Annotated in this window: 16 protein-coding genes; 5 read left to right on the forward strand and 11 right to left on the reverse strand. The window is 70.8% G+C overall.

What is annotated here, in order from left to right:
- Positions 1-641: 641 nt before the first annotated feature.
- Entirely contained in the window at positions 642-1,007 is a 366-nt protein-coding gene (locus ACIBQ8_RS13350) for a transposase (protein WP_397192029.1), read from the reverse strand.
- 723 nt (positions 1,008-1,730) lie between these two features.
- Here ACIBQ8_RS13350 and ACIBQ8_RS13355 point away from each other — a divergent pair.
- Complete coding sequence (locus ACIBQ8_RS13355) at positions 1,731-2,228, forward strand: DUF402 domain-containing protein (protein ID WP_397180163.1); 498 nt, start codon at positions 1,731-1,733, stop codon at positions 2,226-2,228.
- Between the two features lie 797 nt (positions 2,229-3,025).
- Here the strand turns inward: ACIBQ8_RS13355 and ACIBQ8_RS13360 are convergent.
- Positions 3,026-4,663 carry a hypothetical protein gene (locus tag ACIBQ8_RS13360; RefSeq protein WP_397192030.1) on the reverse strand — a complete coding sequence of 546 codons (1,638 nt, stop codon included), beginning with the start codon at positions 4,661-4,663 and terminating at the stop codon, positions 3,026-3,028.
- Positions 4,660-5,916 (reverse strand): glucarate dehydratase family protein, encoded by a 1,257-nt coding sequence (locus ACIBQ8_RS13365; protein WP_397192031.1) that lies wholly within the window; start codon positions 5,914-5,916, stop codon positions 4,660-4,662. The genes ACIBQ8_RS13360 and ACIBQ8_RS13365 overlap by 4 nt, the downstream gene beginning before the upstream one ends.
- Positions 5,917-6,024: 108 nt before the next feature.
- On the opposite strand from ACIBQ8_RS13365, the gene ACIBQ8_RS13370 reads away from it, so the two are divergent.
- Complete coding sequence (locus ACIBQ8_RS13370) at positions 6,025-7,497, forward strand: aldehyde dehydrogenase (NADP(+)) (protein WP_397192032.1); 1,473 nt, start codon at positions 6,025-6,027, stop codon at positions 7,495-7,497.
- A gap of 157 nt (positions 7,498-7,654) precedes the next feature.
- On the opposite strand, the gene ACIBQ8_RS13375 is transcribed toward ACIBQ8_RS13370, so the two are convergent.
- The 5 genes from ACIBQ8_RS13375 to ACIBQ8_RS13395 form a co-directional block, all read right to left on the reverse strand.
- Positions 7,655-8,563: a 5-dehydro-4-deoxyglucarate dehydratase gene (locus ACIBQ8_RS13375; protein WP_397192033.1), complete on the reverse strand. Its 909-nt coding sequence runs from the start codon at positions 8,561-8,563 to the stop codon at positions 7,655-7,657.
- Positions 8,564-8,587: 24 nt separating this feature from the next.
- A complete protein-coding gene (locus ACIBQ8_RS13380) occupies positions 8,588-9,349 on the reverse strand; it encodes an IclR family transcriptional regulator (protein ID WP_397192034.1) in 762 nt (253 codons plus the stop codon).
- A gap of 66 nt (positions 9,350-9,415) precedes the next feature.
- Positions 9,416-10,276 carry a carbohydrate ABC transporter permease gene (locus ACIBQ8_RS13385; RefSeq protein WP_397192035.1) on the reverse strand — a complete coding sequence of 287 codons (861 nt, stop codon included), beginning with the start codon at positions 10,274-10,276 and terminating at the stop codon, positions 9,416-9,418.
- Positions 10,273-11,199, reverse strand: a complete 927-nt coding sequence (locus ACIBQ8_RS13390; RefSeq protein WP_397192036.1) for a carbohydrate ABC transporter permease — start codon at positions 11,197-11,199, stop codon at positions 10,273-10,275. Before ACIBQ8_RS13390 ends, ACIBQ8_RS13385 begins: the two co-directional genes overlap by 4 nt.
- Complete coding sequence (locus tag ACIBQ8_RS13395; protein WP_397180155.1) at positions 11,196-12,503, reverse strand: extracellular solute-binding protein; 1,308 nt, start codon at positions 12,501-12,503, stop codon at positions 11,196-11,198. Before ACIBQ8_RS13395 ends, ACIBQ8_RS13390 begins: the two co-directional genes overlap by 4 nt.
- 135 nt (positions 12,504-12,638) lie before the next feature.
- On the opposite strand from ACIBQ8_RS13395, the gene ACIBQ8_RS13400 reads away from it, so the two are divergent.
- From ACIBQ8_RS13400 to ACIBQ8_RS13410, 3 genes are all read left to right on the forward strand, one after another.
- Complete coding sequence (locus tag ACIBQ8_RS13400) at positions 12,639-13,433, forward strand: NAD-dependent epimerase/dehydratase family protein (protein ID WP_397192037.1); 795 nt, start codon at positions 12,639-12,641, stop codon at positions 13,431-13,433.
- Between the two features lie 81 nt (positions 13,434-13,514).
- Positions 13,515-14,477, forward strand: coding sequence for a LacI family DNA-binding transcriptional regulator (locus ACIBQ8_RS13405; RefSeq protein ID WP_397192038.1), 963 nt, complete (start codon positions 13,515-13,517; stop codon positions 14,475-14,477).
- Positions 14,474-15,409, forward strand: coding sequence for an aldose epimerase family protein (locus ACIBQ8_RS13410; RefSeq protein WP_397180152.1), 936 nt, complete (start codon positions 14,474-14,476; stop codon positions 15,407-15,409). The genes ACIBQ8_RS13405 and ACIBQ8_RS13410 overlap by 4 nt, the downstream gene beginning before the upstream one ends.
- On the opposite strand, the gene ACIBQ8_RS13415 is transcribed toward ACIBQ8_RS13410, so the two are convergent.
- The 3 genes from ACIBQ8_RS13415 to ACIBQ8_RS13425 form a co-directional block, all read right to left on the reverse strand.
- Positions 15,399-17,861: a SpoIIE family protein phosphatase gene (locus ACIBQ8_RS13415; protein ID WP_397192039.1), complete on the reverse strand. Its 2,463-nt coding sequence runs from the start codon at positions 17,859-17,861 to the stop codon at positions 15,399-15,401. The genes ACIBQ8_RS13410 and ACIBQ8_RS13415 overlap by 11 nt on opposite strands.
- A 99-nt stretch (positions 17,862-17,960) precedes the next feature.
- Positions 17,961-19,214, reverse strand: coding sequence for an MFS transporter (locus tag ACIBQ8_RS13420; protein ID WP_397192040.1), 1,254 nt, complete (start codon positions 19,212-19,214; stop codon positions 17,961-17,963).
- Positions 19,211-19,888 carry a tyrosine-protein phosphatase gene (locus ACIBQ8_RS13425; protein ID WP_397192041.1) on the reverse strand — a complete coding sequence of 226 codons (678 nt, stop codon included), beginning with the start codon at positions 19,886-19,888 and terminating at the stop codon, positions 19,211-19,213. Before ACIBQ8_RS13425 ends, ACIBQ8_RS13420 begins: the two co-directional genes overlap by 4 nt.
- Between the last annotated feature and the right edge of the window lie 40 nt (positions 19,889-19,928).

The following is a 19,928-nucleotide window of genomic DNA, read 5'->3' on the forward strand; positions in this document are numbered from 1 at the left end:
CACCTCGGGGTTTCTGCTGGAGCCGTGTGATGTTGGTGCTCTGGCGTTTGATGCATGTCCGGTTTCAGAGTGGGGCGGCTGGCGTTGTTGGCCGTTGGCTTGATGGGAGGGCAGGGCCGGCGGGGAGCGGCATGGGGGCGCACTGAGGGGAGATGCTGCCCGTTACAGGCTCAGGTTGACCGTGATGAAGGCAGATGTCCCTTCGGGGTGGAGGGGACTTGGTGGGGCTCGTCGTCTGCTCGGCGGATGGGGGCAGGGCTTGTACGGCTCGTGGGTCTTTGGTGTGCCTGCCGATGGCGGGTTCCTGCAGCATTGCCCGAGCTGGAGGGGCGGCCCGCGCGGGCACAGGTGTAGGGGTTGGTGCTCGCGCGGGCCGGAGCGGAGGAACCGGTAGGTGCCCGCGCGGGCAAAGTGGAGGGGGATTCTAAGTGCCCGCGCGGGTGTTCAATGGGATCCGATGTTGGATCGATCTGTCCTACTTCGAACAGGTGGGTGTGGAACTGTTCGCTGTTTCGGCTTGCTCAGGGTGAAGATTACTAGCCGGTGGCCTAGTTGTGGGAGTGAATTCTTATCTTGATGCCGGTGGAATGGTGAAGGTGGGCGGTTCGCGGTGAGTGGGGCTAAGTGCTTTCTTTTGCGTCTTATGCGGAAGTGTCGCAAGTTTGAGGGGATTGTCTAGTGGGGTTGCGTCTTTTTGAGGGGTCTGGGTTGTGTGGGGTGGAGGGTGAGGGGTGCTGGGGAGGGAGGTCTTCTTCGGCTTGTGCTTCGGCCAAGACCTGTGCCCATGTTCCGTCTTCGGTCCAGCGTTTGTATCGTTCGTAGCAGGTTTGCCAGGGGCCGTAGCATTTTGGGATTTGTCGCCAGGTTGATCCGGTATCAAAACGCCAAAGGATTCCGTTCACTACTTGCCGGTGTCCACGCCAGGGGCGGCCGGGGCCTGCGCCGGACGGGAGTAGAGGGGCGATTCGGTCCCATGCTTTGTCGGTCAAGTCGCTACGTGTTGCCACGGCTCACTATTTAAGCGGGATCCGGGGGGAGTGGTAAGGGGCTCCTTGGAGCGCTCTTCGACTGGAAGTGTGTGAGCGGGGCGGGGACGGTGAAAAGGCATGGGTATTTGGGGTAGATCGCAGGTTTTTCAAGGCTGATGTCGTTGGGGTCTGATGGGGTGATCGGATCGCTTTGTGGTATCTAGTGTGCGCATGTAGAAATGCCTCGAGGCGCGCTTGAGGTGAGGGCGAGTGAGGGTGAAGTGCGCCAGCTGAGGGGAGGGTGCGGTTCTGCTGATGCATGAGGGGCTTGTTCTGATTGGGGTGTGACTGCTTAGGTCGGGGTGACTCTCCGGTGTGGGTAGAGCGTGCTGGCCTTGCTAAAGCGGGAAGGGAGTGGCGCTGGACCGGTTGGGCGTGCAGCGCTCGTCGTTGTGGTTTGCATGCCAGAAGTTTGAATGCGCTCGGTGTGGACTAGCTGTGCCTCAGGGCCTTGCGTGGATGGCTAACCGGGAATGGCCGCTGATGGCTGGTTTCGTTGGTTAAGGGGGAGGTCCATCGACTTTTTGGGGGAGTGTTGAGGGGCTTGGATGCCTGTGCTGGGCGGCGTGTCTGATGGGTGTTGCCATGGTGGGGGGCGGTAGCAGGCGGGTGGGGCCTGGAGGACCGCTGGGCGGAGGAGGGGACGAGAGAGGTGGCCTCTCGGTTCTCGTGGTGGCGGTGGACGAAAAGTAGATTTGTTCTATGAGTGATGTACGGGTGGTGTTTCGGAAGTACGGCGGGGCGTTGCACTGGAACCATCCAGGCACGGTGCTCGGAGACGATCAATATGGGGTTTGGGTGGCCGTGCCCGGAGGGACGGTTGCCCGCAAGGGGGACGGGCCGGCCGTCACCTGGGACAACCACGCGATCATGCTGTTCCCGCGGGATGCCTGGTGGGCGGCATCGTTCAATGCGGCACCGCATCGCACTGAGGTCTATGTGGACGTCACCACGGTTCCCGAGTGGCGGGATGACGAGGTCACCATGTTCGATCTCGATCTCGACGTGATCAGGAAGCGGGATGGGCGGCTCATTCTCGACGATGAGGACGAGTTCGCCGAGCATCAGGTGGTGCTGGGGTATCCGCCGGAATTGATCGCGGGGGCGGAAGCGAGTGCGCGGTGGCTGATGGATGCGGTCGGGGCTCGTAGAGGGCCGTTCGGGGGAGCGCACGTGAAGTGGCTTGCGATGATGGAGTGAGTGCCGTCGGTCCGGACGGTGGGTGGAGTGGGGGCAGGCTCAGGCTTGCGCCGGCGGCTGATACGGCGGGGTGTGTTGGGGTGTCGGCTGGGGCCGCTGGCACTCCTCAGGTGGTGAGCTTGGGTTTCGAACGGGGATGGTCAGTGGGGGCCAGGGGAGCGCCTGGTCTGTTGTAGGGAGCTTGCGCTCGTCGAGGTGCGGTGGGTTGCGTTTCCTGGCTTGCTGTTGGGGAGCAGCTGGTTGCAGCTGCCGGTGCGCGCGCTGATAGGTGAGCGTCTGTCCGTCTATGGCTGCGCCAATGCGGGCAGACGATGATCGTGATAGGGCAGTCTGTGGCCTTCACCAGGTGGGCGAGCACACTGGGTGATGGATAGCACTTACCAGGTAGGCGAGCACGCTGGGTGATGGATGGCACTGGGCGGTCGATCATCGCTTGGGGCATCGGCTCGCAGGGTGAGCTTTCAGGGATCTCGTGCGGGCTCTCCGTTGTGTGGAATCGGGGGCTTGGAGATCGACGCGTGCCTGGTGCGTGGCTGCTCTGCGACGGTGCTCATTTGGCGACAGGGACATGGGCGGGTGAGGAGGGGGGATTCCGCTGAGCTGGGCCTTTCATCCTGAGGGTGAGGTGCCGAGCCATGGCTTGGTGCTACTGCTTAGGTGGTTCCGTGTTTTCGGTGGATTGTCGGCGGCTGCCCTGGTGGGGGCCAAGCACGGGCTCGCTTTGGGGTGGTTCGAACGGTGATCGGTTGGTGGTGCGCGGTCGGGCTTTGGGGCTGGTGCGGGCCGTTGGGGTGTGGCTATTGGGAGAGGCGGAGCGCGGTGGCTATGGCGGACAGGCGGTGGGGGGACGCCAGGCCTGCGTGGTAGAGGTGGAATTCTGAGGCGCCGGCATCGGCGTAGATCTTCAGTTGTTCGGCCAGGGCGGCTGCCTCGGCGGGGCGGGGTGGGAGGGCCAGGACGTAGGCGCCTACTCGTTGGCCGGGGGTGCACAGGTTCGCCAGGGCTGTGAGGCGGGCGGCGTCGGTGTGAATGTCGCCCCAGCAGTTGCCCACGAGGACGTTCAGGTTGGGGTCGCCTGAGGGGAGGGCTGCGAAGGCGCCGGTGGCCCAGGGGTTCGGGTCGGCGTGCAGCGTGATGGGGATGTCTGGTGCGGTTCGCCGGGCGGCGGAGATGAGGCGGTGGCGGAGGGAGGCTGACAGTCTCACCCTGGTTGCTCTCACCTCGTCGGCCAGGGGGCCGAGGGCGAGGTCCATCGTGTCGATGTGGTGGCCGGAGGCGGGATGGCCGGGGGTGCCCGAGGCGGTGGGGGTGCGGACTGTGGTGCTTTGAGGTGGCCGGGCAGCACTCTCTGCCGCTGCGCCCTGGGTGCTTGACGTTGGATGCTCTGGGGCTCGGGGCGGCGAACCTGGGGTTTCCGGGGCTCGGTTGTCTGAGGTGAGAGTTCCCGAGGCTTGGGGCTTCAAGGCGTGGGTCTCTGGGGTGAAGGTCCGTGAGGCGTGGGTCTCTGGGGTGAAGGTCTGTGAGGCTTGGGTCTCTGAGGTGAGGGTCCGCGGGGCTTCGGTCCCTGAAATGGGGGTCTCTGAGGACGGGGTTTCTGAGGTTGGGCGACCGGAAGCTGATGTCTCCCAGGGTGACGTCTTCGAGGTTGAGGGATCGGAGGCTGAGGGCTCTGGAGTGGGGGATTCCACGGCTGAGGGCGACGGGGTTGGGGTGTCCGCGAGCGGGGTGCCTGGACCTGTGGAGGGGGGTTTCGGGGGGCGGGGGGCGTTCTCGATGGTGGTGACGATGGGGGTGTCGAGGGTGGCGCGGATTTGGGGGGCGGTTTGTGGAGGGTATCGGGGAGCGCAGATCGTGCAGAAGCACAGTGAGAGGAGGGCGGCGTCGGTGGCAGTCCAGTCGGCGCCGGACGTCTTCTCGTGCACGCCCTGATGCCCGAACCCCATCGGCCCGCACGCCTCCAGGATCAGGCCGTCCGGTTCGGCGAGGGTGAGGATCTCCGTGACGAGGGTCTCGCAGTACGCCAGGACCTCCTCGTGCGCCGGGCAAAGGGCGTACGGGTACGGGTCGCCGAAGGCGTTGCGCACGGTCACGTCGGGGAACCGGGTGCCCAGGTAGGAGTTGTGGGTGAGGACGACCCAGGCGTGGACCTTCAGGCCGGCCTGGCGCAGGGCCGTCTGGGCCTGGAGGTAGGCGTCCGGCGGGGTCCAGGTGGGGGCGGCGGGGACCAGGCGGGACCAGGCATGGGGACGGATCGGCAGGTAGAAGGCCGAATGGGGGACGTCCAGGACGCGGTGTGCCGGGTGGTACGGGGTGGCGGCGCGGGTGGAGTGGTAGCCGGCGGCCAGGGCGATGGTGTCAACCCCCAGCCGGGCCAGGCGGGCGGGGGCGGCCGGGTCGCCGACGACGTCCCAGGGGTAGACGTAGGCGACGTTCACCAGCGGGGGATCTTCGCGGAGAAGGAAGGCTCGATGCGCCGCATGTAGGTCGTGTCGTCGCGGGCGCGGATGCCGCAGGTCTCGTACTGCTCGTGCATGACCGCCAGCGCGTCGCGGTCCAGTTCGACGCCCAGGCCCGGGCCGGCGGGCACCGGTACGGCGCCGTCGACGAAGCGCAGGCTGCCGGGGAACACCACGTCCTGGCCGTCCTGCCAGGGGGTGTGGGTGTCGCAGGCGAAGGTCAGGTTCGGGGTGGCGGCGGCCAGGTGGGTCATCGCGGCCAGGCTGATGCCGAGATGGGAGTTGGAGTGCATCGACAGGTCCAGGCCGAAGGTGCCGCAGAGGGTGGCGATGTGCGCGGATCGCACGAGGCCGCCCCAGTAGTGGTGGTCCAGCAGGAGCACGCCGATCGCGCCGGCGGCGATGGCGGGGGGCAGGTGTTCGGGGGTGACGACGCACATGTTCGTGGCGAGCGGCATCGGGACGGCCCTGGCCACCTCGGCCATGCCCGCGATGCCCGGCGTGGGGTCCTCCAGGTACTGCAGGACGCCGTCGAGTTCGCGGCCGACGCGGATGGACGTCTCGACGGTCCAGGCGGCGTTGGGGTCCAGGCGGAGGGGGATGCCGGGGAACGCCTCGTGCAGGGCGCGGATGCCGGCGATCTCCTGGTCGGGCGGGAGGACGCCGCCCTTCAGCTTGATCGAGGAGAAGCCGTGCTCCTTGATCAGGAGGGCGGCCTGCGCCACCAGGGCCGCCTCGTCGAGGGCCGGGCCGAAGCGGTCGGGGTCCGCGCCGGGGTGGCCGGCCCACTTGTAGAAGAGGTACGCGCTGTAGGGGACGGCGTCGCGGACACGGCCGCCGAGCAGGTCTGCGACGGGCACGCCGGCCGCTTTGCCGCGGATGTCCAGGCAGGCCACCTCGAAGGGGGAGAAGACCCGGTCGACGCTCTTCTCCTTGGTGGCGACGCCGGTCAGTCCGTGCAGGTCGGTGACGACGTCGCCGACGGTGGCCGCGACGCGGGCGTACATCTCGTTGGTGGCGTGGACGTCGAGCCCGAGCAGGACCTGCGCGCACTCGCGGACCTTGGTGAGGTGGCCGAGGTCGCCGTAGGTCTCGCCCAGTCCGGACAGGCCCTCATCGGTGACGATCTCGACGATGGTCCGCAGGGCCCACGGCTCGTGCACGCCGGCGGCGTTCAGGAGGGGCGGATCCCGGAAGGCGACCGGGGTGACGTGGATCTGCCGGATAATCAATTCAGAAACCGCCGTCCATATATGTGAACAATAGCCAGATTTGTGGACAGGTTGCCGCAACTGTAAGAATCGGGCCGAGAAAGTGTCAAGACTCCGAAGGGCCACTCGATGATCTACGGATACGACCCCAGGACCGGTGAGACCGTGGGCAGCGGCCTGCCCGAGACCGACGGCGCCGGGGTCGACTTGATCGTCTCCGCGGCGACGGCCGCCGGCGCCGCGTGGCGCGCGACCCCGGCGGACGAGCGGGCGGCGGCGCTGGAGGCCGTCGCCGACGCGCTCATCGCGCACGCGGACGAACTGTGGCGACTCGCCGACCAGGAGACCGCGCTCGGCGAGGTGCGGCTGCGTGGCGAGGTGGCGCGTACGGCCGGCCAGTTCCGGCTCTTCGCCCAGGTCGTCAGGGACGGCGGCTACCTGGAGGCCGTCATCGACCACGCGGACCCGGCGCTCACGCCGCCGCGGCCGGACGTGCGGCGGATGAACCAACCGCTGGCGGGGGTCGTCGCGGTGTTCGCGGCCGGCAACTTCCCGTTCGCGTTCTCGGTGGCCGGTGGGGACACCGCCTCGGCGCTGGCTGCGGGGTGTGCCGTGGTGGTCAAGGCGCATCCGGGGCATCCGAACACGTCCGAGCGGGTGGCGAAGATCGTACGGAACGCCCTGCCCTATCCGGATCTGCTCGGGCTGGTGCAGGGGATGCGGGCGGGCGCCGACCTGGTACGCCACCCGCGGGTGGTCGCGGCCGGGTTCACCGGGTCGGTGGCGGGCGGCAAGGCGATCCAGAAGCTGATCGACGAGCGGGAGACGCCCATCCCCTTCTACGGCGAGCTGGGCAGCGTCAACCCCGTCGTGGTGCTGCCGTCGGCGCCGGCGCAGGAGGTGGCGAGCGGGTTCGCGGCGTCGCTGACCCTGGGGGTCGGGCAGTTCTGCACGAACCCGGGGCTCGTGTTCGTGCCCGAGGACGACGAGTTGCGCAAGGCGCTGGTCGCGGCGGTGGAGGGCACCAGCGGCGGCCCCATGCTGGCCGAGCGGATCAGGGACGGGTATCTGGGCGGGCTCGGCCGGCTCGGCGAGCTGACCCTGCTGGCGGAGGGGAAGCCGGGAGAGGGGGCCTGGGCGGTGGCGCCCAAGGTGTTCACGACCGATCTGGAGTCGTTCGGCGAGCGGCTGCCGGCGATCGCGGAGGAGTGCTTCGGGCCGGCGGCCGTCGTGGTGACCTATCGGGAGGTCGCGGAGCTGAGGAGGGTGCTGGAGCGGCTGGAGGGGTCGCTCACGGCGACCGTCCACGGCGGTGATCCGGACGAGGCCGAGGAGATCGTCGAGGTGCTCGGCCGGAAGGCGGGGCGGCTGATCTGGAACGGCTGGCCGACCGGGGTGGCGGTCTGCTGGGCGATGCACCACGGCGGGCCCTGGCCTGCCTCGACGTCGGCGTACACGTCGGTGGGGGCGACGGCGATCGGGCGGTGGGTGGCGCCGGTCGCCTACCAGGACTGGCCCGAGGCGCTGCTCCCGGACGAGCTCAAGGACGCCAACCCCCTCGGCATCCCGCGCCGGGTGGACGGCCGCCCGCAGACGACGTGACAGGCCGCCCGCGGACGACGTGACGGGCCGCCCGCGGACGACGTGACGGGCCGCTCCCGGACGACGTGACGGGCCGCCCTCGGATGGCGTGACGGGCCGCCTGCGGTCGTGGAGAGCGGGCCCGCCATGGCCGACCGCCCCCGACAGGCGCGCCGGGTCAGGAGGTGGCCAGTTCGAGGCCCCTCGTGGTGAGGCGGCGCAGGGCGGCCAGGTGCTCGGGGGCCGGGTCGGTCAGGGGGGCGCGGACGCCGCCGACGTCCAGCCCCCGCATCCGTACGCCTGCCTTGACCAGCGAGACCGCGTACCCCGGAACCAGGTCGCGCAGCTCCACCAGCGGCAGGTAGAACCCGGTGAGCAGCCGTCGCACGAGCGGGTCGTCCCCGCCCGTCACCGCCCGGTGGAAGGCCAGCGCGATCTCGGGCGCGAAGGCGAACACGGCGCTGGAGTACAGGCTCACCCCGAGCCCCCGGTAGGCGGGCACGGTCAGCTCGGCGGTGGGCAGTCCGTTGAAGAACGTGAACTCCCCGGCGGGCGCGGCCGCCCGGACGGTCAGGATGATGCGCTGGAGCAGGTCGAGGTCGCCCAGCCCGTCCTTGAAGCCGATCACGTTCGGCAGGGCGGCGAGCTCGGCCACGGCGGCGGGGGAGAAGCGCGCGTTGGCCCGCTGGTAGACGACGACCGGCAGGTCGGTGGCCGCCGCGACCTCGCGCACGTACCGCACCAGCCCCGCGGGCGGGGCGCTGACCAGGTACGGCGGCAGCAGCAGCAGCCCGTCGGCCCCGCTGTCGGCGGCGGCCCGCGCGGTGGCCGTGGCGGTGGGCAGCGGCCCGCCCGCGCCGCCGAACACGGGCACGCGCCCGCCCGCCGCCGCCACCGACGTGGTCATGACCTTGACGTAGTCGGCGAGGTCGAGGGCGTTGTACTCACCGGTGCCGCAGGCGGCGAACACTCCTCCCGCCCCGGCCGCGACCCCGGCGGCGACGTGCTCGGCCAGCACCGGCTCCGAGACGGCGCCGTCGCCGTCGAAGGGGGTCACGGGAAAGAAGAGAACACCATCCAGCCGCATCGGCAGTCCTTCCGAACAAGGGGTCTAGCGGATGCCCTCCCTGCGCAGAGTGGCAGCCAGCTTGCGGGTGTGCTTGATCACCGCTTCGGTGACGCGCTCGATCTCGGCGGGCGGCAGCGCGGCGGGCATCGAGCAGCTGATCGCGTCGGTGGCCGGGATGCGGTAGTCGACCGCCACGGCCACGCAGGCCACGCCGGGGGTGCCCTGCTCGCGTTCGAGGGCCCAGCCGCGGGTGCGGACCTGGTCGAGCTCGCCGGTCAGCTTGGCCAGGTCGGTGATGGTGTGCTCGGTCAGCGCCCGCAGCGGGTCGGGCAGCAGGGCCACGACCTCGTCGTCGGTGAGCTGGGCGAGCAGCACCTGGCCGAGCGCGGTGACGTGGGCGGGCAGCCGCCGGCCCACCCTGGGGATCACGTGACCGGCCTCGCGCGACTCGCGGGTGGCCAGGTAGAGGACGTGGGCCTCGTCCCTGCGGGCGAAGTGCACGGTCTGGCCGATCTCGTCGCGCAGGTCCTCCAGGGTCTCCTGGGCGAAGCGCAGGGCCGGGTCCTTGTCGAGGTAGGCGGTGCCGGTCAGCAGGGCGTGCGGCCCGATCCCGAACGCCGACCTGGTCGTGTCGGTCTCGACCCAGTTGAGCTCGACGAGGGTGCGCATGAGGGCATGCAGGCTGCTGCGCGGGAAGCCGGTGCGCCGCTGGAGGTCCGACAGCGTCATGGGGGCGGCGGACTCCGCCAGGGTCTCCAGGATGCGTACGGTCCGCTCGGCGGACTTGACCAGCTGTGGCTCCATACTCGTCCCATCTCGGCGGCGGCGTCAGGGTGTCAGGATATGGGATCCCATCCAGATACATGGACATCAACCCTTGATCGCGCCACTTGTCAGACCCCGCATGAACTGCCGCTGGAACGCCAGGAACGCGATGATCGACGGCAGCAGCGCCAGCAGCGAGGCCGCGAGCAGCACGCCGATGCCGACCTCCTCGTCGGAGCGGAGCGAGCGCAGGGCGATGGGCAGGGTCCAGGTGCTGGAGTCCGTCGAGACGATCAGCGGCAGCAGGTACTGGTCCCAGATCATGGTGAAGCCGAAGACGCCGATCACGCCGAGCGCCGGCCGGCACAGCGGCACGACGATCGTCGCGAAGACGCGCAGCTCGCCCGCGCCGTCGATGCGGGCCGCCTCCTCCAGCTCGACCGGCACCTCCTTCATGAACTCCGTCATGACCAGGATCGAGAAGCCCCAGGCGCCGACGGGCAGGATCATCCCGGCGTACGTGCCGATCAGGTTGAGGTGCAGGACGGGCAGGTCGGCCAGGACGAGCGACAGCGGGATCGCGATGATCTCCTCGGGCAGCATCATCGTGGCCAGCATGAGCAGCATCACGACGGTCATGCCGCGGAACCTCTTGCGCGCCAGCGCGTACGCCGCGAACACGCTCACCAGCAGTTGCAGCAGCAGCCCGAACCGCACGATGACGAAGGAGTTGAGCAGGTACAGGTAGACGTTCTTCTCCCCGGCCCGGACGAAGTTCTCCAGCGTCAGGTCGTCCGGCCACAACGAGAAGGACGTCGGGTCGAGCGTCCTGCTGAACGCGCTGACCAGCAGCCCCGCCAGCGGCCCGGTGAAGACCAGGACCATCGCCGAGTAGAGCACGACCTTCGCGACGGTGGCCGCCGGCCCCTTGCGCGCCGCCAGGCCCAGGGCGCTGTCGAACCTCATGTCGCCTGCCTCCTGCGCAGCGCCTGCACGACGAGGGTGAGCGCCAGCGTGGCCAGGAAGAGCACGATCCCGCCCGCCGCGGCCACCCCCAGCTCGTTCTTCTGGAAGCCGAGCTTGTAGATCAGCGTCATCAGCACCTCCGACGAGCCGTTGGGGCCGCCGTTGGTCAGCACGTAGACCTCGACGAACACCCGCAGCCCGCGGATGGCCGCCAGCGTGAACAGGATCCAGAACACCGGCCGCAACGTCGGCAGCGTGATGTGCCGCAGCCGGTGCCGGGTGGCGGCGCCGTCGACGGCGGCGGCCTCGTACAGGCTGCGGTCCACGCCGACCAGGCCGGCCAGGAAGATCATCATGTCGTACGGCGTCCCGCGCCAGACGCTCATCAGCATGATCGACCACAGCGAGGAGTCCTCGCTGCCCAGCCACGGCTGCGGATCGACGCCCACCCAGCCGATGACGACGTTGAGCAGGCCGGTGTCGCCCGGATGGAACATGATCCGCCACACCTCGGCCACCGCCGCCATCGTGGTGACGACCGGGAGGAAGGCCGCGGTCCTGACGAACCACAGATAGTGGGCGGGCCCCTCGATGAGCAGCGCGAGCACGAGCCCGAGCAGGAGCGAGCCGACCGTGGTGCCCAGCGCCAGCACGAGGCTGTGCCAGGCGGCCGAGACGAACGCGTCGTCCGCGACGATCGTGCGGTAGTTGCCGAGGCCGACCCATTCGTCGGAGGCGTACTGGACCTTGTTGAAGCTCTTCCACAGGCCGAGGGCCATCGGGATGAACTTGAAGTAGAGGAACAGCAGCAGGGCGGGCGCGAGGAACAGCCAGGCGACCGGCGTTCCGCGCCGCCGCGCCCGCCCGGCGCGGCGGCGCCGGGCGGCGGTCGTGGCCGGTTTCCCCATGACGGTCGCGGTCATGACGCCTTCTGGCTCCGCAGTTCCTGGTCGAGCCTGGTGGTCAGCTCGGCCATCCTGGCCTTGACGTCGGCGCCGCAGTCGGCCCACACGGTGTTGATGACGTCGGCCGAGTCCTGCCGGATGGGCGCCCAGTTGGGCACCGGCGGCGCGTAGACGGCGTGCTCGTAGGACTGCTGGAACACCTTCCAGCGCGGGTCCCGCCGCTCGGCGGCCAGGTCGACGCCCTTGTTCACGGGCAGGCGGACGATGGCGCCGTTGGCGTCCTTGTTCATGCCGATCCGCTGGCCTTCGGGGGAGATCGCGAACTCGGCGAACCTCTTCTGGGCGTCGGCCATGTCCGAGCCGACCATGAGGTAGACGTTCTCGCCCTCGCCGAGGGTGCCGGGGCCGCCGGACGGGCCCTTGGGCACCGGCAGAACCTCGATCCTGTCGGTCCCGAGGCTCTTGACGAACCGGGCCAGCACGTACGGCCCGACCAGGTAGATGCCGCCCTGCCCCTTCTCGAACACCTCGTGCGTGACGGTGGTGTCGTTGCTCACCGCGCCCGGATTGACGGTCTTGCTCTTGCAGAACTGGTCCTGGAGGAACTGGACGGCCTCGACGGTCCTGGGGTCGTCCGTCATCGCGGCGAACCTGCCGGGGCCGGTGGGCTTCACGAAGTCGCCGCCGTTGGCGTAGATGAGGGAGGAGGCGTACCAGGAGGCGTAGCCGCGTTTGGTGCCGGCCGGGATCACGAGGCCCGCGGTGTCCTGCCGTCCGTCGCCGTCCGGGTCCTTCTCGGTGAAGGCGCGGGCCAGCGCGGCCAGGTCGGCCCAGGTCGCCGGCGGTCGCATGCCGAGCTTCTCCCGCCAGTCCTTGCGCACGATGAGCGCGAAGGCCTGCGCGGAGAAGGGCGCGCCGTAGAACTTGCCGTCGGAGCCGGTGGCCGCCTTCCAGGCCAGGTCCGAGAGCTGGTCGCCGCCGGCCAGCCGGCCCTTGTCGACCTCCTGCAGCCAGCCCTGCGAATGCATGTTGCCGAGTTGGGCGGTGTCGTTGATGACGATGTCGGGAAGCGCCTTCTGGGCGGCCTGCTGGTTGAGTTTCGTCTCGAAGTCGTCGAAGAGCGCGACGACTTTGGTCCTGACCCCCGCGGCCTTGGTGAATGCGTCGGCGAGTTTCACCGCCGTCTTCGCGGAGTCGGAGTCGGGCGCCTGCCTGATCCAGATCTCCAGCGTGTCGTTCGTGCTCGATCCCCCGGAACCGCAGCCCGTCAGCGTTGCGGCCAGGGCCGCGGCGAGGGCGGCCCCCAGCAAACGGCGTGACATCAGACCGCCTCCCGTTCACATACGTGGACACGTGTCGTGTGTATGAACTTGTTCCTGTGAAGGTAACTATTGCGGGACAAGGTGGTCAATATTCAAGTATGTGAATTTGAATCAGAATTGTGTACAACGGTGGACATGCGCATTCTGATGACCGGCGCCGCGGGAAAAGTCGGCACGCTGCTCCGTCCCCGGCTCGCCCGTCCAGGCCGTACGCTGCGGCTCTCCGACCTCCGGCCGGTCGAGCCGGGCCCGGACGAGGAATGGGCGGGCGCCGACCTGGCCGACCGCGCGGCCGTGGCCGAGGCCGTGAAGGGCGTGGACGCCGTCCTCCACCTGGGCGGCCAGAGCCGCGAGCACCCGTGGGAGGACATCGTCCGCGCCAATGTCCACGGCACCCAGGTCCTCATGGAGGCCGCCAGGAACGAGGGCGTGCGGCACCTGGTGCTCATGGGCAGCCATCACGCGGCCGGCTTCCACACCAGGCCGCGGGACGGCTCCGACCTGCCCGACTACGCCTTCCCGCGTCCCGACACCTTCTACGGCGTCAGCAAGGTCGTCATGGAGGCCCTGGGCAGCCTGTACCACGACCGGTTCGGCATGAACGTGACCGTGATCAGGCTCGGCACCTGCAACGAGGGCTCGGCCGACACCCGCGGCCTGGCCACCTGGATCTCGCCCGGCGACCTCGCCCGCCTGGTGGAGGCCGCGCTGGTCGCGCCCGGCTACCACGTCGTCTGGGGCGTCTCCGGCAACGCCCGCCGGTGGTGGTCGCTGGCGGAGGCCCGCCGCCTCGGCTACGAGCCCCGGGATGACTCAGAGCCCCAGGCGGCCGCCCTCGTCGCCGAGCACGGCGAGCCCGACCTGTCGGACCCGGTGCACGACCGCGCGGGCGGGGTGTTCACGCTCAACGAACTCGGCGGCTCCTGGTAGGCAAACGGTTGCAGGAACCTTGACGCCGGGACCGCCGAAGGTCAAGGTTGGCTTTGGCAACCGCTTGCAAGGAGGACGGCCATGTCGGTGACGATCAAAGACGTCGCCCGCGCCTGCGGCGTGCACGTGTCGACCGTCTCGCGCACGTTCTCGGCGCCGCACCTGGTCAATCCTGCCACGCGGAACCGGGTGCTGGCCGCCGCCGACGACCTCGGCTACCGGCCCAACAGGGCGGCCAGGGCGCTGACCACCGGCCGCACGTTCAACCTCGGCCTGATCGTCGCCGACATCGCCAACCCCTTCTTCCCGCCGCTGATCAAGGCCGCGCAGGCGCAGGCGCGGGGGCGCGACTACCACGTCTTCGTGGCCGACACCGACGAGGATCCGCGGGTCGAGGAGGAGCTGATCCGCACGTTCGCCAAGCAGGTGGACGGCGTGCTGCTGTGCAGCCCCCGGCTGTCCAACCGGATGATCGAACGCCTGGCGGAGGACGTGCCGTTCGTGCTGGTCAACCGGCGGATCAAGGGCATGCCCGCGGTGCTGATGGACGTCGGCAAGGGCGCCAGGCTCGCACTGGAGCACCTGGCCGGGCTCGGCCACCGCAGGATCGCCCTGCTGTCCGGCCCGCCCGGATCGTGGACCAGCAACGAGATGCAGGCCGCCGCGGCCGAGATGCCGGGCCTCGACCTGCTCTTCTTCGGCCCCAACCAGCCCACCGAGTCCGGCGGCCTGGCCGTGGCGCCGGAGGTGGCCGCCTGCGGGGCGACCGGCGTGCTGGCCTACAACGACCTCGTCGCGCTCGGCCTCATCGAAGGGCTCACCGCGATGGACGTCGAGGTGCCGGGCCGGGTCAGCGTGATCGGGTTCGACGACATCCTGCCGGGGCGGCTCGGCCGGCCCAAGCTCACCACGGTGGCGATGCCCGCCGCGGTGGCCGGGCGGATGGCGGTCGACCTGCTGTTGCAGTCAGAGGGCGAGGGCGCGGTGATCAACCTGGACACCGGCCTCATCGTCCGCGAGTCCACGGGAAGGGCCCAATCATGATCTTCGGAACGCTGCCGTCGGGGCAGACCGTCGAGCGCGTGGAGCTGTCGTCCGGACGGCTGCGCGCCGAGGTGCTGACCTACGGCGCCGTCCTGCGCTCGCTGGAGGTCGCCGGCCTCGACGTCGTGCTGGGCCTGGACACGCTGGAGGACTACCGAACCCGCAGCCGCTACTTCGGCGCCGTGGTCGGCCGCTACGGCAACCGCATCGCCGGCGGCCGTTTCACCCTCGACGGCCGCGAGCACCGCCTGCCGGTCAACAACGGCCCCAACAGCCTGCACGGCGGCGCCGAGGGCTTCGACGGCAAGGTCTGGACGGTCACCGCCCGCACCCCCGCCTCCGTCACCCTCGAACTGACCAGCCCCGACGGCGACCAGGGCTACCCCGGCACGCTCACCGCCTCGGTCACCTACACCCTGGAGGACGACGCCCTCCGCCTCGACTACGCCGCCGAGACCGACGCGCCGACCGTGCTCAACCTCACCAACCACTCCTACTTCAACCTGGCCGGCGGCGGCGACGTGCTCGGCCACGTGGTCAGGCTGGAGGCCGCCCACTACCTCCCGGTGGACGACGGCAAGATCCCCACCGGGGAGCTCGCGCCGGTCAAGGGCACCCCCTTCGACTTCACCGAGCCGCACGCGGTGGGCGAGCGGATGGGCGGCGCCTACGACCACTGCTACGTGCTCGACGGCGACATCGAGGTCAGCGCGGGCGGCCTGACCATGCGGGTGACCACCACCGAGCCGGGCGTGCAGTTCTACACGGGCGGCATGCTCGACGGGGTGGCCACGCCGTACGGGCCGTTCGCCGGGTTGTGCCTGGAGACCCAGCACTTCCCCGACTCGCCGAACCAGCCGCACTTCCCCTCCACCGTGCTGCGGCCCGGCGAGCGCCACACCTCCTCCACCACCTACCGCTTCACGGCCTGACCCCGCGCAGCTCCGTCGCGGCCTTGATGACCAGCAGCGCCACGTCGTCGTGCGACGGCTCCTGGGCGAACGTCTCGACCGCGTGCCGCACGCGTTCGGCCACCGCGTGGGCGCTCAGGCCGCGGCAGGTGGACAGCAGCGCCGACAGGCCGTCGTCGTCGTCGAGCAGCCGGTCGCCGTCGCGCCGCTCGGTCACGCCGTCGGTGACGCACAGCAGCACCTCCTCCGGCGCCAGCTCGAACGTCTCGACGTAGAACCTGGCGCCGGCCTCGACGCCGAGCAGCAGTTGCGGCGCGGCCACCGTGTCCACCGCGCCGTCGGCGCGCAGCAGCAGCGGCGGCGGGTGCCCGGCCGACGCGATCGTGCACAGCGCGCCGCCCTGAGGCAGCGGGATCAGCTCGCCGCACAGCAGGCTGAGGAACCGGCCGTCGTCGCCCTCCTCCAGCAGGGCCTGGTTGAGCCGGTCGAGGATGTCGGCCACCGTGTAGTGCTCCTTGGCCAGCAGCCGGACGGCGTGCCGGGCCAGGCCGGTCACCGCGGCCGCCTCGGGGCCGCTGCCGCACACGTCGCCGAGGGCGAAGCACCAGTGGTCGGAGACGGTGAACAGGTCGTAGAAGTCGCCGCCCACGTCGGCGCCCTCCTCGGCCGGCTCGTAGACGACCGCCGACTCCAGCCCCGGCATGGGGGCCACCCGCATGGGCAGCAGGCTGCGCTGCAGCACCCGGGAGGTGGTCGCCTGGCGGGCGTACAGCATGGCGGTGTGCAGGTTGAGCGCGACCAGCCGGCACAGGTCGGCCAGCAGGTCGGCCAGCTCCAGCGGCAGGGTCGGCTCGGCGCGGCCGATCACCAGCGCGCCGTGCGACCTGCCCTGCGTGAGCAGCGGGAACGACAGCACCGTCTCGGGACCGACCGGCCAGCTCACCTCGTCGAGCGCGGTGCGCGGGATCGCCGGCAGCGACCTGCGCAGGTTGGCGTTGTAGCGCTCCTCGCTGTGCCAGACGTGGGCGAGCCTGGTCATGCCCGCCAGGTCGGTCAGGTAGACCGCCGCCCACGTCGCGATCTTGGGCACGACGAGCTGCGCGGTCAGAGCGGCGATCAGCTCCTCGTCGTGCACCCCGGCCAGCAGCTCGCCCGCCTCGGCCAGGAACGACAGCCGGCCCCGGTGGGCGCGCTCGCGCTCGGCCAGCCGCTCGCGCTGCACCGGCACGGCCACCTGGTCGGCGATGTGCTGCAGGCTGACCGTGAGCTCCTGGTCGAAGCGGCCCGGCTGGGCCGCGGTCACCACGATGTAGCCGGTCACCTCGCCGCCCACGCTCATCGGCGCGCACGCCAGCGACCTGGCCCGTAGCTGCTGGGCCAGCTCGACGTCGCCGGCCAGCAGGTCGTCGATCATCGACGGCGTCCTGCCGTCGGGGCCGAACACGCCCGCGGCCAGCACGCCGACCAGCCCCGCCGTCGCGCCCGCGCCCGCCGCCACGCCGAACCGGTCGCCGCCCTCGGCGGCCAGCAGCACGTACGCCGCGTCGCCGCCGCTGCTCGTCTGGACGATCCGCGCGATGGTGTCCAGCAGCTCCGTGAAGGGCATGTCCCGGTCGAGCAGGTCCTTGATCCGCCGCCCGGCCTCCCTGCGCAGCGGCGCGGCCGGCGGCGTCAGCACGTAGCGGTGGTCGCCGGCCACCATCATCCAGATCGACCGCCGGTCCTCCGGGCCGCCGCGGCTGCGCACGTGGGAGACGTAGACGGGGATCAGCCGGCCGTCGAGGTGGCGCATGCGCGCCTCGCCCCGCCAGCGGCCCAGGGACAGGGTGCCGGCCAGGGACATCGCGTACGGGCCGTGGCCGCGCCAGGCCACCAGGTCGGCCAGCGGCCTGCCCACCGCCTGCCCGGACGTCCAGCCCAGCAGGTGCTCGGCCTCGGAGTTCCACGACAGCACGGTCCCGTCGCCGTCGGCGAGCAGCACCCCGACGTGCAGCCCCTCGATGGGCGCGGCCACGGTGGCCGGCGCCAGGCCCGGCGTGCCGACCATGACCTCCTGGTGGTCGGGCCCGTCGGTCAGCTCCATGCGGACCCACACCCGTTTGGCGGTCCTGGTGTAGGTGACGCCCCAGGCGTCGGCCAGCATGGCGGCCAGCGCCAGCCCGCGCCCGGACGTGCGCGCGGGGTCGGTGGACATGGCCTCGGGGGTCGGGACCGTCCTGCCGGGGCGGTGGTCGTCGACCTCGATCTCCAGCCTGGCCGGGCTCGCCGCGACGTCGAGGCGGCAGGTCAGCTCGATGCCGGTGCCCGCGTGCACCACGGCGTTGGTGACGAGCTCGCTGGTCAGCAGCACCGCGTCCTCCGCCAGGTGGCCCAGGCGCCACTCGCCGAGCACCTGGCGGATGAAGCGGCGCGCGTGCGCCGGGGCGTGCGGAGTGCCGTCGAAGGCTGTGCTCGACACTCTGGTCGTGTCCACTGTGCGTCCTAGAACATCACTCGTTGTGGCAGTTCGGTCACAGTCAGAGTGTCAGATGGGTGCCGTTGATACCTCCGGTTGTGAAGAAGGTGCTCCCGGCTAACGCACGTCCCGCAGAAGGCCGACCAACGGCGCCGCGGCGGCCGTCACGACCGCGCAGGCCAGGAAGAGCAGGAAGTAGTTGGGCCCGGGGGCGAAGGGGTCGCCGCCGACGCCGAGCAGCACCGGCGCGAGCGCGGGCGCGATCGCCGACGGCAGGTGCTTGGCCATCGCGAACGCGCCCAGGAAGCGCCCGGCCTCGCGCTCGTCGGGCAGCACCTGGGTCACCATGCCGAGGTCGACGGCGTAGTAGACGCCGGTCGCCGCCCCCGAGACCACGGCCACCAGCACCACGACGGCCACGCTCGCGGTCGCCGCCTTGAGCAGCAGCATGGCGGCCAGGACCACGGTCGCCCACAGGACGAACGGCCGCCCCCTGCCGATCCGGGCCGCCCAGCGCCCGCCGAGGTAGGCCAGCAGGCCGGACAGCAGCGTGCTGACGATCGTCGTCAGGCCCACCAGCGCGGTCGCGGCCGCGGTCGGCATCGCCAGGCGGCTCTGCAGGTAGTAGAGCGAGTACGACGAGATCAGCGCGAACCCGATGCTGACCAGCACCCGCTGGATCCACAGCAGGCGGAAGTCGCGCGCTCCGGCGGGCAGCACCAGCAGCGCCGAGGCCAGGCTGCGCAGGCTCACCGGCCGCCGCCCGGCAGGGTCGAGCCGGCGGTCCGGCAGCACGACCCACAGAGCCAGCGCGGCGGCCACGGCCAGCGCCCCGCACACCGCGAACGCCGTGACCAGCGAGTCCTTGAACACCTGGGCGACCACCATCGCGGGCACGACGCCGACGATGTTGCACATCGAGAACACGCCGGCGACCCGCGTCCGGCGCTCGGGCGGGAACTGGTCCACGACCGTGGCGGTCAGGCCGGCGACCATGGCCTGGTAGCCGCAGACGGCGACGATCCAGCCGAGCGCGACCAGGGGCACGGAACCGGCCGTGGCCAGCACGAGCAGGCCGGCCAGGCCGGTGAGCGAGCCGCCGAGGATCCAGGGGCGGCGCATGCCGTACCGGCCGGCGGTCCGGTCCGACAGGTGGCCCGAGACCGGGTTGGCGATCACGGTGGCCACGCCGCCGAGGGCGGTGACCAGGCCGAGCGTGGTCTCCTTGCCCGCCGGGGCGATCTCCTGGATCTTCAGCCCCAGCCCGAGGACGAGGGGCAGCGCGCCGGCGGCGGCGTAGCAGAGCTCGGCCAGGCCGATGGCGGCGACCAGGCCGCGGCGCAGGCGTACCGGCTCCCGGGTGAGCGTCATGGCAGCAGGGCGGCGCGCAGCCGCCGGATCCGGGCCGCGGTGAGGCCGTGGGCGAGCAGGAACGTCTCGGCGCCGCCCAGGTCGTCCAGGGCGGCCAGGAAGGTGCGCATCGCGCTCTCGGGCGCGTCGAGCAGCGCCGCCGGCACGCCTCCGGCCGTCCCGGAAGCGCTCGACAGGCCGAGCATGGCCAGGACGTCGGGCAGCGCCCGCGCGGTCAGGGCGTAGTCGCGCACGATGGCCTCGTGGTCCACGCCGAGCAGGTCGAGGACGAGGGCCACGACCATGCCGGTCCGGTCCTTGCCGGCCGCGCAGTGCACGAGCGCGGGCAGGCCGTCGGCGATCTCGGCGACCACCCCGGCGAACCAGGCGGCCCGGTGGTGGAGCAGGCCGACGTACAGGTCGCCGAGGTCCAGGTCGGCGGGCAGCGCCGCGAGCCGGGCGGGGGAGGAGTCGCCGCCGGCGCCGAGCGCGGCGTGCCGGACCGCGCCGTCGAGGGCGCCGGCCCAGTCGCCGGGCCGGCGCTCGTCGTCGCCGCGCAGGTCGGCGATGAGCCGCAGGCCGGCGACCAGCCGGGCGTCCTCGGGGGTGAGGGTGTGCGGTTGCGCCGAGCGGTAGAGCACGCCCGGACGCAGGGAGGTCGCGGTGGCGACGTCCCGGAGGTCCAGGAGGGGCATGGGTCATATATATGAGTGGACGGTCTGCGGAAAGGCTGCC

This window comes from Nonomuraea sp. NPDC049646, assembly GCF_044465525.1.
GTDB lineage: Bacteria > Actinomycetota > Actinomycetes > Streptosporangiales > Streptosporangiaceae > Nonomuraea.